Annotated in this window: 14 protein-coding genes; 7 read left to right on the top strand and 7 right to left on the bottom strand. The window is 64.4% G+C overall.

Features of this window, described 5'->3' with window-relative positions; genetic code table 11:
• Nucleotides 1-146 precede the first annotated feature (146 nt).
• On the top strand, nt 147-1,037 hold the full coding sequence (locus XH90_RS14025; protein WP_194482029.1) for a crotonase/enoyl-CoA hydratase family protein: 891 nt from the start codon (nt 147-149) through the stop codon (nt 1,035-1,037).
• 97 nt (nt 1,038-1,134) lie between these two features.
• Here the strand turns inward: XH90_RS14025 and XH90_RS14020 are convergent, their stop codons facing one another.
• From XH90_RS14020 to XH90_RS14010, 3 genes are all read right to left on the bottom strand, one after another.
• Entirely contained in the window at nt 1,135-2,112 is a 978-nt protein-coding gene (locus tag XH90_RS14020) for an NADPH:quinone oxidoreductase family protein (protein WP_194482028.1), read from the bottom strand.
• Nucleotides 2,112-2,720 (bottom strand): 2-hydroxychromene-2-carboxylate isomerase, encoded by a 609-nt coding sequence (locus tag XH90_RS14015; RefSeq protein ID WP_194482027.1) that lies wholly within the window; start codon nt 2,718-2,720, stop codon nt 2,112-2,114. The genes XH90_RS14020 and XH90_RS14015 overlap by 1 nt, the downstream gene beginning before the upstream one ends.
• A 144-nt stretch (nt 2,721-2,864) precedes the next feature.
• Nucleotides 2,865-3,566, bottom strand: a complete 702-nt coding sequence (locus XH90_RS14010) for a glutathione S-transferase N-terminal domain-containing protein (RefSeq protein WP_194482026.1) — start codon at nt 3,564-3,566, stop codon at nt 2,865-2,867.
• A 109-nt stretch (nt 3,567-3,675) separates the two neighbouring features.
• On the opposite strand from XH90_RS14010, the gene XH90_RS14005 reads away from it, so the two are divergent.
• A complete protein-coding gene (locus tag XH90_RS14005; protein WP_194482025.1) occupies nt 3,676-4,698 on the top strand; it encodes a methionine synthase in 1,023 nt (340 codons plus the stop codon).
• Between the two features lie 16 nt (nt 4,699-4,714).
• On the opposite strand, the gene XH90_RS14000 is transcribed toward XH90_RS14005, so the two are convergent.
• From XH90_RS14000 to XH90_RS13990, 3 genes are read right to left on the bottom strand one after another with little or no spacing between them, the layout of a single operon-like run.
• Nucleotides 4,715-5,332, bottom strand: a complete 618-nt coding sequence (locus XH90_RS14000) for a hypothetical protein (RefSeq protein ID WP_194482024.1) — start codon at nt 5,330-5,332, stop codon at nt 4,715-4,717.
• 39 nt (nt 5,333-5,371) lie between these two features.
• Nucleotides 5,372-5,899 (bottom strand): xanthine phosphoribosyltransferase, encoded by a 528-nt coding sequence (gene gpt / locus XH90_RS13995; protein WP_194482023.1) that lies wholly within the window; start codon nt 5,897-5,899, stop codon nt 5,372-5,374.
• Between the two features lie 36 nt (nt 5,900-5,935).
• Entirely contained in the window at nt 5,936-6,673 is a 738-nt protein-coding gene (locus XH90_RS13990) for a molybdopterin-binding protein (protein ID WP_194482022.1), read from the bottom strand.
• Between the two features lie 280 nt (nt 6,674-6,953).
• Between XH90_RS13990 and XH90_RS13985 the strand changes: the two genes are divergently transcribed.
• The 5 genes from XH90_RS13985 to XH90_RS13965 all read left to right on the top strand — a co-directional run bounded on the left by XH90_RS13985 (nt 6,954) and on the right by XH90_RS13965 (nt 11,859).
• On the top strand, nt 6,954-8,372 hold the full coding sequence (locus XH90_RS13985; protein WP_194482021.1) for a circularly permuted type 2 ATP-grasp protein: 1,419 nt from the start codon (nt 6,954-6,956) through the stop codon (nt 8,370-8,372).
• 4 nt (nt 8,373-8,376) lie between these two features.
• A complete protein-coding gene (locus tag XH90_RS13980; protein WP_128951022.1) occupies nt 8,377-9,321 on the top strand; it encodes an alpha-E domain-containing protein in 945 nt (314 codons plus the stop codon).
• A gap of 60 nt (nt 9,322-9,381) precedes the next feature.
• On the top strand, nt 9,382-10,230 hold the full coding sequence (locus XH90_RS13975; RefSeq protein ID WP_194482020.1) for a transglutaminase family protein: 849 nt from the start codon (nt 9,382-9,384) through the stop codon (nt 10,228-10,230).
• A gap of 87 nt (nt 10,231-10,317) precedes the next feature.
• Nucleotides 10,318-11,076 carry a proteasome-type protease gene (locus tag XH90_RS13970; RefSeq protein WP_194482019.1) on the top strand — a complete coding sequence of 253 codons (759 nt, stop codon included), beginning with the start codon at nt 10,318-10,320 and terminating at the stop codon, nt 11,074-11,076.
• Between the two features lie 24 nt (nt 11,077-11,100).
• Nucleotides 11,101-11,859, top strand: coding sequence for an SDR family oxidoreductase (locus XH90_RS13965; protein ID WP_194482018.1), 759 nt, complete (start codon nt 11,101-11,103; stop codon nt 11,857-11,859).
• Nucleotides 11,860-11,967: 108 nt separating this feature from the next.
• Here XH90_RS13965 and XH90_RS13960 read toward each other — a convergent pair whose 3' ends face one another.
• On the bottom strand, nt 11,968-13,578 hold the full coding sequence (locus tag XH90_RS13960) for an FGGY-family carbohydrate kinase (protein ID WP_194482017.1): 1,611 nt from the start codon (nt 13,576-13,578) through the stop codon (nt 11,968-11,970).
• Nucleotides 13,579-13,591: the final 13 nt, after the last annotated feature.

The following is a 13,591-nucleotide window of genomic DNA, read 5'->3' as shown; positions in this document are numbered from 1 at the left end:
TCAGACCGCGACGTGGCCGGGGCTTGCTCCGGCCGTTGTCGTTTGCTTACTCAGGAGAGGAAGACATGCCCAGTCCGCGCAAGACGGACGTCGACGTGCATGCATGACGTCTTACAAGACTGCGCTCAAGAAGGAAGGAAACCACCATGGCGTATGAGACGATCAAATACGAGGTCGCCGAGCAGATCCTCACCATCACGCTGAACCGGCCCGACAAGCTCAACGCCTTCAACGCGCAGATGCAGGCCGAGCTGATCGACGCGTTCGACGCCGCCGACAAGGACGACAACGTCCGCGCCATCATCGTCACCGGCGCCGGCCGCGGTTTTTGCGCGGGTGCCGATCTCTCCTCGGGTGCCGACACCTTTGATCGCGACGCACGGCGCGGGCCCGTCAAACGCTTCGCCGACGGCAAGGTCGATTACAGCGATCCGCAGGTACGCGATGGCGGCGGTCAGGTGACCTTGCGCATCTTCAAATGTCTGAAGCCGGTCATCGCTGCGGTGAACGGCCCGGCCGTCGGCATCGGCGTCACCATGCAGCTCGCGATGGACATCCGCATTGCTTCGGATGCCGCTCGCTTCGGCTTCGTGTTCTCCCAGCGCGGCATCGTGCCGGAGGCGGCCTCGAGCTGGTTCCTGCCGCGCATCGTCGGCATCTCGCAGGCGCTGGAATGGTGCTATTCCGGCCGCGTCTTCCCGGCCCAGGAAGCCCTCGCCGGCCGCCTCGTCAGCAAGGTCGTGGCGCCTGATGACCTGCTACCGACCGCGCGCGCCCTCGCCAAGGAGTTCGCGGCCAAGACCGCGCCGGTGTCGGTCGCGCTGATCCGCCAGATGATGTGGCGCATGATGGGTGCCGACGATCCCATGGAAGCCCACAAGGTCGACAGCCGCGGCATCTACGCCCGCGGCCGCTCCGAGGATGTGAAGGAAGGCGTGGTGTCGTTCCTGGAGAAGCGACCGGCGCAGTTCAAGAACAAGGTGTCCAGCGACATGCCGGACTATTTCCCGTGGTGGACGGAGCGGGAGTACAAGTGACGCCAAGCGTCATCCCGGGGCGGTGCGAAGCATCGAACGCGGGATCTCGAGATTCCGGGTTCGCCCTACGGGCGCCCCGGAATGACGACGATAGAAGTCAATCCATCACCAGCGCCACGCGCCCGATCGCCTTGCGGTCGAGCAGCAGCCGCATCGCCTTCGCGTAATCCTCCAGCGGCAGGCGGTGCGAGATGCTGGGGCGCAGCTTGCCCTCCTCTGCCCATTGCAGCAGCGCCTTCAGCCTGATCTCGCCGAGCTTGGGGTTTTTCCGCACCGCTTCGCCTGCGCGCACGCCGAGCACGCTGGCGCCCTTGATCAGCAACAGATTGGTCCTGGCCGAGCCGATGCCGCCGGTAAAGCCGATCACCAGCAGCCGCGCGCCCCAGGCGATGCAGCGCATCGAATTCTCGAACACCTCGCCGCCGACGGGATCGAACACCACGTCGGCGCCGCGGCCGTCGGTGATGCGCTTGACGGCATCGCGAAACGGCTCCCGGTCGTAGCGCACGAGATGGTCGGCACCGCGCGATTTGGCGATCGCCAGCTTTTCGTCGCTCGACGCCGTCGCGATTACGGTCGCACCGAGCATCTTGCCGATCTCGACAGCGGCCAACCCGACACCGCCGCCGGCGCCATGCACCAGCAGCACCTCGCCGGGCTCGACCCGGCCGCGATCGATCAGCGCGTGATAGGCGGTGCCGTGCCCGGCGAGATAAGTCGCGGCCTCCGCATAGTCGAATGTCGACGGCATCGGCGTAAGCTGCGACGGCGTCACCACAGCTTCGTCGGTGAAGGCGCCGTGGCGCATCTTGACGATGACTTTGTCGCCGACGGAAACGCCCCTTGCCTCTGCACCGACTTCCGTGACGTCGCCGGCAGCTTCCATGCCAGGCGTGAACGGCAGTTCGGGCTTGAGCTGATATTCGCCGGCGGCCATCAGCACGTCAGGGAAGTTGAGGCCGGCAGCGCGGATCGCAACCCGTACCTCGCCCGGCCTCAGGGTGCGCGAGGGAAATTCTTCCAGCCGCAAGCTTTCGGGTGCGCCGAGCGCACGACAGACGACGGCGCGCACCATCAGGCCGCGCTCGCCTTGCTGCGCAGCAGCGCCTCGCGGATCAGCGGCAGGCGGTCATTGCCGAAATACATATCGGTCTTGTTCACGAAGATCGTCGGCGAGCCGAACCCGCCGCGCACGACGACCTCTTCCGTGTTGGCCTTGAGCTGATCCTTGATCGGCTGCTCCGAGATGCCGGCGAACAATTTTTGCTCGTCGATGCCGACCTTCTTGCAGATCTCGGCCAGCACCACATCCTGCGAAATGTCCTTGTCGTCGCCCCAATAGGCTTCGAATACCGATGTCGCGAACGGCACCATGTCTTTGCCGAGCCAGATGCAGCCGCGCATCGCCTTGACGCTGTTCACCGGGAACACCGTCGGCGGCATCTTGATCGACAGGCCCGCCGAGCGCGCCCAATCCTGCAGATCCTTTTTCATGTAGCGTGCCTTCAGCGGCACTGGTTTCTCCCGCTGCGCATAGACGCTCGGATTGACCGTGTTGAAAATGCCGCCGACCAGGATCGGCCGCCAGACGATCTCCGCTCCGAGTTCCTTCGCCAGCGGCTGAATGTTGTGGAAGGCGAGATAGGTCCAGGGACTGGAACAGTCGAAGAAGAATTCGATCATGGTGCTTTCCTTTGCATGTATTCGGTACGGTCTGTCTACCGTCGTTGCGAACGAAGCGAAGCAATCCAGACTGCCGCCGCGGAAGGATTCTGGATTGCTTCGTCGCAAGGGCTCCTCGCAATGACGAGGAGAGAGCGGTGGCCGTCACTTCTTTTCCAACAACTCCTTCGCACGCTGGCCGAACATGATCTTGCGTGATTCCTCGTCGAACGGCTCTTTCACGAATTTTCCGATCGCGAGTCCCGCCTGCACCTGCGGCCTTGCACGCACCTCGGCGTACCAGCGCTTCACGTTGGGATAGTCGTCGAGTGTAAAGCCCTGCGCCTTGTGGGTCATGGCCCAGGGGAAGCAGGCGATGTCGGCGATGGAATAGTCGCCGGCGACATAGGCGCCGGTCCTGGCGAGCTGCCGGTCGAGCACGCCATAGAGCCGCGCCGCCTCGTCGCGGTAGCGCTCGATCGCGTAGGGAATTTTCTCGGCCGCGTAGAGCGCAAAATGGCCGTGCTGGCCGAGCATCGGCCCGAGTCCCGCCATCTGCCACATCACCCACTGGATGGTGGTGGAGCGGCCACGCAGATCGCTGGGGAGGAAGCGGCCGGCCTTTTCCGCCAGATAGATCAGGATCGCGCCAGTCTCGAACACCGGGAACGGTGCGCCGCCATCGGCAGGCTCGTGATCGACGATCGCCGGAATGCGGTTGTTGGGCGAGATCGCCAGGAATTCGGGGTTGAACTGCTCGCCGGCGCGGATGTTGACGGGCTTCACCTGATAGGGAAGCCCGAGTTCCTCCAGCATGATCGAGATTTTCCAGCCGTTCGGCGTCGGCGCGTAGTGGAGATCGATCATCACCTTCCCTGTCATCGCCGCTGGAATAGCGAGCGACTTTTGTTGTTCTGTACCTCGACGTTAAGACATGGCAGACAGTGGCGCAACGACAACCCGCCGGGAGGGACCCATGCTGTTTCCAACGACGATCGCCGGCTCCTTGCCCAAGCCGGAATGGCTGGCCGAGCCCAACATGCTCTGGGCGCCCTGGAAGTCTGGAGGTGACGAGCTGCTACGCGCCAAGCGCGATGCGACGCTGATCTGGCTGAAGATCCAGGAAGACGCCGGCATCGACATCGTCACCGAGGGCGAGCAGGCCCGCCAGCATTTCGTTCACGGTTTTCTGGAGAAGATCGAAGGCATCGACTTCGCCCACAAGGTCGAGATGGGCATCCGCAAGGATCGCTACAAGGCGATGGTGCCGCAGGTGGTCGCACCGCTCCGGCTCAAGGGGCGCGTTCACGACTTTGAGGCGCGCGTGGCGCGCACGCACACCAAGAAGAAGCTGAAATTCACTCTGCCTGGCCCGATGACCATCATCGACACGATCGCGGATCGTTACTATGGCGACCGCGTCAAGATGGCCTTCGCTTTCGCCGAGCTACTCAATGAAGAAGCCAAGGCCCTTCAGGCCGACGGTGTCGATCTCGTGCAGTTCGACGAACCCGCCTTCAACGTCTACATGGACGAGGTCAACGACTGGGGCATCAGGGCGCTGGAGCGCGCGGCGCAAGGCCTCACCTGCACCACCGCCGTGCACATCTGCTACGGTTACGGCATCAAGGCCAACACCGACTGGAAGGAGACGCTCGGCGCGCAATGGCGGCAGTACGAACAGATTTTCCCGGCGATCGACGCCAGCCCGATCCAGCAGGTCGCGATCGAGTGCCGCAATTCGAAGGTGCCGCTCGATCTGCTCGCGCTCTTGAAGAACAAGATCGTGCAGGCCGGCGTCATCGACGTCGCCAGCGACACGGTCGAGACCGCCGAGGACGTCGTCAAGGTGATCGATGCTGTCTCGAAATTCGTGCCCAAGAGCAATATCATCGCCACGACCAATTGCGGCATGGCGCCGATGCGGCGCGAGATCGCAGAAGCCAAGCTGATGGCACTCGGCGCGGGCGCCGCGCTGGCGCGCGAGAAGCTGGGGTGACGGCGGGGCTTCGACTCTAGGGCTGCGCGGACGGATGCAGTACGGCTTGATAGCCGGCATGCAGTGCGCGGAGTGTCGACGGCGGCGTGAGCAAAGTTGCGTCGCCGGGTAGCTGCTCCGCCGCAATATACCCCGCCGGCGACCACAGCAACGCCCTGCCCTGTGTGACGAGGTAGCTCGCCTCGCCCTGTTGAACCATCGCGCCGTCGGGCAACTGGTCGAGCGGCATCAGCAGCGCGTGCAGGCGTTTCTTGCCGCGGTCGAGTCGTTCGTGGTGCAGCACCGTGTCGATGTCGTGCATGCGGACGTCCTGCACGCGGTTGCCCTTCTCCCAGGCGGCGCGGAAGCAATTGGCATCGTCGCGGCGACAGTAGAAGCAGGGGCGATGGCCGGCGGCGAGGGCCGTGGCCTCATCCAAAAAGAACAGCTCGGTCCAGCTTCGCTGCGCCATCACCTCGCGGCGGCGGCCGCGGAATTCGCAGGTGCAGGTGAGCCAGGCCGGCGACGACCAGCGCTTCCTCAACAGCGTTTTCGTCGCGGGATCGTGGATGATGCCGCGATTGCCGGTGAACATTCCGCGATGTGGCGTCGAGATGATCTCGCCGGTCGGGGTAACGCGGTTTTGCAGGGGCATGGCCGCCTCCACCGCTGATTGCTAGCGAAGCGACGATAGTTACGCCGCGCCGTCGCGCAGCGGCGGGTGGTAGGACAGCGCGGTGTCCCAGGGAAAGAAGATCCAGGTGTCCTGCGAGACCTCGGTGATGAACGTGTCGACCAGCGGACGGCCCTTCGGCTTGGCGTAGACGGTGGCGAAATGCGCATCGGGCAGCATTTCGCGCACCAGCTTGCCGGTCTTGCCGGTGTCGACGAGATCGTCGACGATCAACAGCCCCTTGCCGGTGCCGCCGCCGAGCTTCATTGCCTGTTCGGAAATACCCTTCAGAACCTGCAGCTCGCCCTGCTTGTCGTGGTCGTAGCTAGCGATGCAGACCGTGTCGATCACGCGCACGCCGAGCTCACGCGCCACGATCGCGGCCGGCACCAGGCCGCCGCGGGTGATCGCGATCACCGCGTGGAACGGGCCGACCTCGTTGAGCCGCCAGGTCAGCGCCCGGCAGTCCCGGTGGAACTGATCCCACGACACCGGAAAGGGCCTGCCAGCCCGCTCCTGCGCGCTCAATTCCGGTGCTTCTCCAGCCATCGTCGTCTCCTGCTTCGTCTGCCGGCAGCTAGGTTGCTAGCGGGTGATGTTCAATCCCGCCAGCATTTCCTTCACCGCCGCCATCGCGGATGCGAGCTTAACCGCATCGCGCGAGCGCACCACGAGGTTGGTGTTCGGCTTCTGCTCCTCGTCCATGAAGGGGTAGCTGCCGATGATGGTGTCGGGGTGGGCGGCGGCGATCGCCCGCAAGGGGCTACCGATATCGCCCTCCCGCGCATTGGCGCGGACCGATTCGGAGAGCATGCGCACGCCCGATTTGAGCTTGGGCGAGACGATGTCCATCATCGCCTGCATGATCGAGGGCACGCCGGCCATGACGATGACATTGCCGATCTTGAAGCCGGGCGCGAGGATGGTCGCGCTCTGGATCAGCTCGGCACCATCGGGGATGCGGGCCATGCGCAAACGCGCCTCGTTGAGGTCCTGCTCGCTCCAACGTTCCCTGAAACGGGCGACCACCTCCGGATGGTGATCGATGCCGACGCCGAACGCCTTGGCGACGCTGTCGGCGGTGATGTCGTCATGGGTCGGCCCGATGCCGCCGGTGGTGAAAACATAGGTGTAGCGATGCCGCAGTGCATCCAACGCGGCGATGATGTCCGGCTCGTCGTCGGAGACGACCCGGACTTCCTTCAAATCGATACCGATATTGGTCAGGTATTCGGCGATGAAGCCGATATTCTTGTCCTTGGTCCGGCCGGACAGGATTTCATCCCCGATGACCAGAATGCCCGCCGTGACGATCTCGCTCATACCTTAAGTCCCTCACCTCTGGTCCCGACTTTGCCGAGGTAACGCGTTGAAGTCACGCGGTTTTGCTGCCGAAATAAGCAGTCCTCAGCCATTTTTTCAGGCACGTTGCCGACCATATCAGGCAAATGCCCTCTCTCCCTGCTTATCGCGCTGGCCCGGCCCTTGCTACCTCCTCAAAGTCATGCACTCTTGCCGCATGGCCTCAGGACGTTGCGGTCTGCACCTGACCTCACCGACCTGACCATTGGCGCAACGCCGAGCGGAGACAAAGTCGGGATCTATGGCAGTCGCGTTTGATGAAATGAATATTCCAGGGGGGGACCTTCGCCCCGCCTATCAGGAGCTGGCACGCTGGCTCAAGGAGACGCCTCCCGAGGCGCTCGAGTATCGCCGCCAGGAGGCCGAGCTCCTATTCCGCCGCATCGGCATCACCTTCGCAGTCTATGGCGACTCCGAATCCACCGAGCGCCTGATCCCGTTCGACGTGATCCCGCGGATCATGTCCGGCAAGGAATGGATGTTGCTTGAAAAGGGGCTGAAGCAGCGCGTGAAGGCGCTGAACATGTTCCTGCGCGACATCTATCATGGCCGAGAAATCCTCCGCGCCGAAATCGTGCCCGACGATCTGATCTTCCAGAATCCGGTGTTCCGGCCCGAGATGAACGGCCAGCAGGTGCCGCACGACGTCTACGTGCACATCGCCGGCATCGACATCGTCCGTGTCGATGCCGAAGACTTCATCGTGCTGGAGGACAATGCGCGGACACCGTCCGGCGTATCCTACATGCTGGAAAACCGCGAGATCATGATGCGGTTGTTTCCGGATCTGTTCGCCCGCCACAGAGTGGCGCCCGTCGAGCGCTATCCGGACGAGCTGCTCGCCGCGCTCCGCTCGGTCGCACCGCATAGCGCTTCGGGCGAGCCGACGGTCGCCCTGCTCACGCCCGGCGTCTACAACTCGGCCTATTACGAGCACTCCTTCCTCGCCGACAAGCTCGGCGTCGAGCTCGTCGAAGGCCGCGACCTCGTCGTCAAGAACAACGAAGTGTTCATGCGGACGACGGAAGGCCTGAAGCGGGTCGACGTGATCTATCGCCGCGTCGACGACGATTTCATCGATCCCCTCACCTTCCGACCCGACTCCGTGCTCGGCGTGCCCGGACTGATGTCGGCCTATGCGGCCGGCAACATCACGCTCGCCAACGCGGTCGGCACCGGCATCGCCGACGACAAGGCGATCTACTCCTACATGCCCGACATCGTGAAGTTCTATCTCGGCGAGGAGCCGATCCTGAAGAACGTGCCGACCTGGCGTTGTCGCGAGCCGAAGGATCTGGCTTACGTACTGGACAATCTCGGCGAGCTCGTCGTGAAGGAAGTGCACGGCTCCGGCGGCTACGGCATGCTGATCGGCCCAGCCGCAACGAAGGCGACCATCGAAGCCTTCCGCGAGAAGCTCAAGCGCGAGCCGGAAGGCTTCATCGCCCAGCCGACGCTGGCGCTCTCGACCTGCCCGACCTGCACGGCGTCCGGCCTTGCGCCGCGCCACGTCGATCTTCGCCCCTTCGTGCTGACCGGCAGCAAGAGCACGACGATCGTGCCGGGCGGGCTGACGCGCGTGGCGCTGAAGGAAGGTTCGCTCGTGGTGAATTCGAGCCAGGGCGGCGGCACCAAAGACACCTGGATTTTGGACGAGTAGTCAGATGCTGTCGCGTACCGCCGAAAACCTCTACTGGCTCGCCCGCTACGTCGAACGGGCCGAGTATCTCGCACGCACCATCGATGCGACCTTGCGCGTCACCGCGCTTCCCGCCGCCTATATCGGCAAGACCAACGAATGGGACTCCGCGCTGCTCACCGCCGGCGTCGCGGAAAGCTTCTATCAGACCCACGAGGAAGCCAACGAGCACAACGTCGTCGACTACCTCTCGTTCTCGGCCGACAACCCGTCCTCGATCAGGAACTGCATCGAGGCGGCGCGGCTGAACTCGCGCTCGGTGCGCACGGCGCTGACCAGCGAGATGTGGGACACCATCAACTCGGCCTGGATCGAGCTGCAGGAGGTCTGGAGCAAGGGCACCTCGACGCGCGAGGACCTCGCAAAATTCCTGCGGTTCGTGCAGGAAACCTCCCTGCGTTTCGACGGTTCGGCCTACCGGACCATGCTGCGCAACGACGCCTATTGGTTCTCCCGCCTCGGCCTGCATCTGGAGCGCGCCGACAACACCGCACGCATTCTCGACGTGAAGTATCACGTGCTGCTGCCCGAAGAGGAGCATGTCGGCGGTCCGCTCGACTTCTATCAGTGGAGCTCGATCCTGCGCTCGGTGTCGGCGCTGACGGCCTATCACTGGGTCTATCGGGAGACGCTGAAGCCGTGGCTGGTCGCGGACCTGCTGATCCTCAACGGCACGCTGCCGCGCTCGCTCGCAAGCTGCTACGACAATCTCGTGCGCAACCTCGACCAGATCGGCGTCGCCTACGGCCGCCAGGGCCCGGCCCAGCGCCACGCCCGCGGCATCCGCAACCGGCTGGAACACAGCAACATGAACGACATTTTCCAGCACGGCGTGCATGAATTCATTCAGGAGTTCATCGCAGACAATTCCAGGCTGGGCGAAATCATCACGAAGCAGTATTTGATCTGATACACGCAGTCACTCCGGGTCGCGCGCCGCGCGAACCCGGACTGACGGAATCAAAGCACCATGCGCCTGCGAATCCAGCACACCACGAGCTATCGCTACGAGCCGGCGGCGACGAGCGTGATCCAGATCCTGCGCATGACGCCGTGCAGCCATGACGGGCAATATGTGGCGGAATGGCAGATCGACGTCTCGACCGACACCAAGCTCGACATGCACGAGGACGCGTTCGGCAACGTCACCCATGTGCTGTCCTGCGGGCCTGTCAGCGATATCAGGATCACGGCAGAAGGCCTGATCGAGACCCATGACACCGGCGGCGTGCTGCGCGGCGCCGACGAGCGCTTTCCTGCCGACATGTTCCTGCGCACGACCGACCTCACGACTGTCAATCCCGCCATGATGGCGGTCGCGCGCCAGTTGCGCAGTGAGGCCGAGAGCGACATGCTCGGCTTCCTGCACACGCTGATGTCGCAAATCGGCGATCACATGACCTTTGACGAGGACCCGACCAACAGCGGCACCTCGGCGGCGGAGGCGTTCACGCTCAAGCGCGGCGTCTGTCAGGACTACGCGCATATCTTCATCGCTTGCGCCCGCACCGGCGGCGTGCCGGCACGCTTCGTCTCCGGTCACTTCCTGCGCTCCGACGGCACCGTGCACCAGGATGCCGGGCACGCCTGGGCGGAGGCCTACGTCCCCGATCTCGGCTGGGTCGGCTTCGATCCCGCCAACAGCATCTGCACCACCGACGCCCATGTTCGCGTCGCGATCGGGCTCGACTATCTCGGTGCGGCACCGGTGCGCGGCACCCGCTACGGCGGCGGCGCGGAAACGCTGACGGTCGCGGTCAAGGTCGAGCAGGCCGGGCGCGGCGGTCAGTCGCAATCGCAGTCGCAGCGACAGAGCTAATCGTCCGACCTCCCCCGAGGAATCGGGGGTTTCATGCCTCCCCGAAATTGGCTAGTAATTTCGCGCAAACGCGTTCGGGGACTGGAAATGACCTATTGCTGCGGAATCCTGGTTCGGGACGGTCTGGTGATGATCGCCGACACCCGCACCAATGCCGGCCTCGACAACGTCTCGACCTTCCGCAAGCTGCATATCTTCTCCAAGCCCGGCGACCGCATCATGGCGATCGCCAGTGCCGGCAACCTCGCCATCAGCCAGTCGGTGCTCTCCACCCTGACCGAGGGGCTGGAGGACCCCAACACGGGCGAGATCGAAACGCTGATGAACGCGCCGACCATGTTCCAGGCCGCCCAGCGCATCGGCCGTGCGATCCGGGCGGTGCATGCGACCGAAGGCCCCGCGCTGAAATCCGAGGACGTGTCCTTCGACGTCTCCTTCCTGTTCGGCGGCCAGATCAAGGGCGCGCGCATGCGCCTGTTCATGGTCTACACCGCCGGCAATTTCATCGAGTGCACCACGGACACGCCGTACCTTCAGATCGGCGAGCACAAATACGGCAAGCCGGTGCTCGACCGCGCCATGCACTACGACGTCGAGTTGTACGAGGCGCTGAAGACCGGCCTGATCTCGATGGACTCGACGATGCGCTCGAATCTCGGCGTCGGCCTGCCGATCGACGTGCTGGTGGTGCGGAGCGATGCGTGCGAGGCCGATCTCAACCATCGCATCGAGGCGGGCGAGCCCTATTTCCACGATCTGCGTTCGCGCTGGTCGGCGGCGCTCCGCGCCGCGCACCAGAACATTCCGCGGCCGCCCTACAAGAACGAAAAAGAACCCAAAACCTGACAACCGAAGAAAAGGCAGGAAACGATGAGTGAAGCAAAAAAGATCGCATTGGTGACGGGCGCCGGCACCGGTGTCGGGCGCGCCGCGTCGCTGGCGCTGATGAACATCGGCTTCACCGTTGTGCTGGTCGGCCGCCGCCTCGACATGCTCGAGGAGACCGCGAAGCTCGGCCCCGCGGGCAAGAGCCTGTGCGTCACCGCCGACATGACCAAGCCGGACTCCATCGCCGCGCTGTTCGACAAGGTGAAGGCGACCTACGGCCGCCTCGACGTGCTCTTCAACAATGCCGGCATGGGCGCACCCGCCGTCAACTTCGAGGACCTCAGCCTCGAGCAGTGGCAGGCGGTGGTGAACACCAACCTCACCGGCCCGTTCCTGTGCACGCAGCACGCCTTCCGCATCATGAAGGACCAGAGCCCGCGCGGCGGGCGCATCATCAACAACGGCTCGATCTCGGCGCATGCGCCGCGGCCGTTCTCGGCGGCCTACACCTCGACCAAGCACGCCATCACCGGCCTCACCAAGGCGAGCAATCTCGACGGGCGCATGTACGACATCGCGGTCGGCCAGGTCGACATCGGCAATGCCGCGACCCCGATGACCGACCGCATGGTCAACGGCCCCGGCGTGCTGCAGCCCGACGGCACCACCAAGCACGAGCCGCGCATGGACGCGAAGGCGGTCGGCGATGCCGTCGCCTACATGGCCGGCCTGCCGCTCGATGCCAACGTGCTGACCATGACTGTCATGGCCAGCAAGATGCCGTTCGTCGGACGCGGCTGACCGAAAATTGTGAAACCAACCCCATGCACAGTAGAATGCGTGGGGTTGCAATCTGTTTTCGGCAACCGGGGTGACGTCGACCAAACCCCTGTTCTGCTTCTACAATCGCTAAGGCTGGCTTCGGATCGATCGGCCGACCTGCTGCAGGGCCTCGAAGGCCGCAAAGCGCTTGTCGTTCCAGGTTGCCAGGGCCGTGCGGGGTGGATGTATTTCTCCCAGCACCGACATCGCCTCCATCGCCTGGCCGACATTGGCATGATCGCCGGAAGCCACTGATCCAAGCATCGCCGAGCCGAGCAACACCGGCTCCGGAGATACCGAGGCCGCAACCGTCAAGCCGGTCGTATCGGCGAGCACCTGCCGCACCAGGCGGCTCTGGGCCGCGCCACCGCTGACGACGATCGTGTCGATGGCGATGCCTTTGTCCTGCTGGGCGCGCACGATCTGCCGCGCGCCGTAGCCAAGGCCGCACAGGCCGGCGAGATAGAGGGCGAGCAAGCTCTCCAGGTCCGCGCGCATATCCAGCCCGGCGATCAGCGCACGCGCATCGGGATCGGCGAAGGGCGCGCGGTTGCCGAGGAATTCGGGCACGACATGAAGCTCGCCGACCAGTTCCCTGATCATCTCCGCACCGCCGCGCGCGTCCACCTGGGAGGCGAGCCAGTCGGCGAGCGTCCGCTGATCCAGGCGTGCCGCCTGTGTCGCCTGTGCGGAATGGGGATGCATCTGTATGAGATGGTCGATGGCTGCACCAGCGACTGACTGTCCGCCCTCGTTGAGCCAAAGCCCCGGCACCATGGCCGAGAAATAAGGCCCCCAAACGCCGGAAACGAACGTCGGCTCCGTCGTTGTCGACATGGTGCAGGCAGACGTTCCGAACACGTAGGCCATGCGCGTGAGCGCCGTCCCGGCAGTTCCGCGCGCCCCGACCGTGCCGACACCGCCGGCATGCGCGTCGATGAGGCCAGCCGCAACCGGCGTGCCCGACTTCAGGCCAAGGTCGGTCGCGGCCTCCGCCGTCAGGCCGGCAGCCAGGCGTGTGCCGCCGGGCACGATCTCGGTGCCGATCCGGCGAAACTGCTCGTCGGCCAGCGTGCCGAGACCGACCGAGCGAAAGAAGCCGGCATCCCAGCGATCTTCGTGGCCCAGATAGGTCCACTTGCACGTGACGGTGCAGGCGGAGCGAGCAAGGCTCCCCGTGGCGCGCCAGGTGAGGAAATCGGTCAGGTCCATGAACTGCCAGGCGTCCGCAAAGCTGCGCGGCATGTTCTCGGCAAGCCACAGCAGTTTCGGCGTCTCCATCTCGGGCGAGATCGTTCCGCCGACATAGTCGAGAACTCTTGCGCCGGTGCGGTTGATCCGACGGGCCTGATCGACGGCGCGGTGGTCCATCCATACGATGATATTGCGGGAGGGATCACCGGACGGACCGACGGCAAGCGGCGCGCCGCCGCTGCCCAGCACCACCAGGGAGCAGGTGGCATCAAAGCCGATGCCGGCAATGCTGTCAGGCGCGATGCCGGCCTTTCCGACCGCGCCGCGCACGCTGCGGCATACGGCACGCCAGATGTCCTCGCTCGACTGCTCGACGATGTCGCCGGCTTCGCGCCAAAGCGTGATGTCGGCCTTGTCAGTGGCGACAAGCCTGCCGGAGCGATCGAAGACGCCGGCTCTTGCGCTGCCCGTGCCGACGTCGATGCCGAGAAAATGACTGACCACCCGCGGATCCCTT

This window comes from Bradyrhizobium sp. CCBAU 53338, from assembly GCF_015291665.1.
Classification (GTDB): domain Bacteria; phylum Pseudomonadota; class Alphaproteobacteria; order Rhizobiales; family Xanthobacteraceae; genus Bradyrhizobium.
Note: the sequence above shows the minus strand (reverse complement) of the source record. Positions and strands in the feature narration are given on the sequence as shown.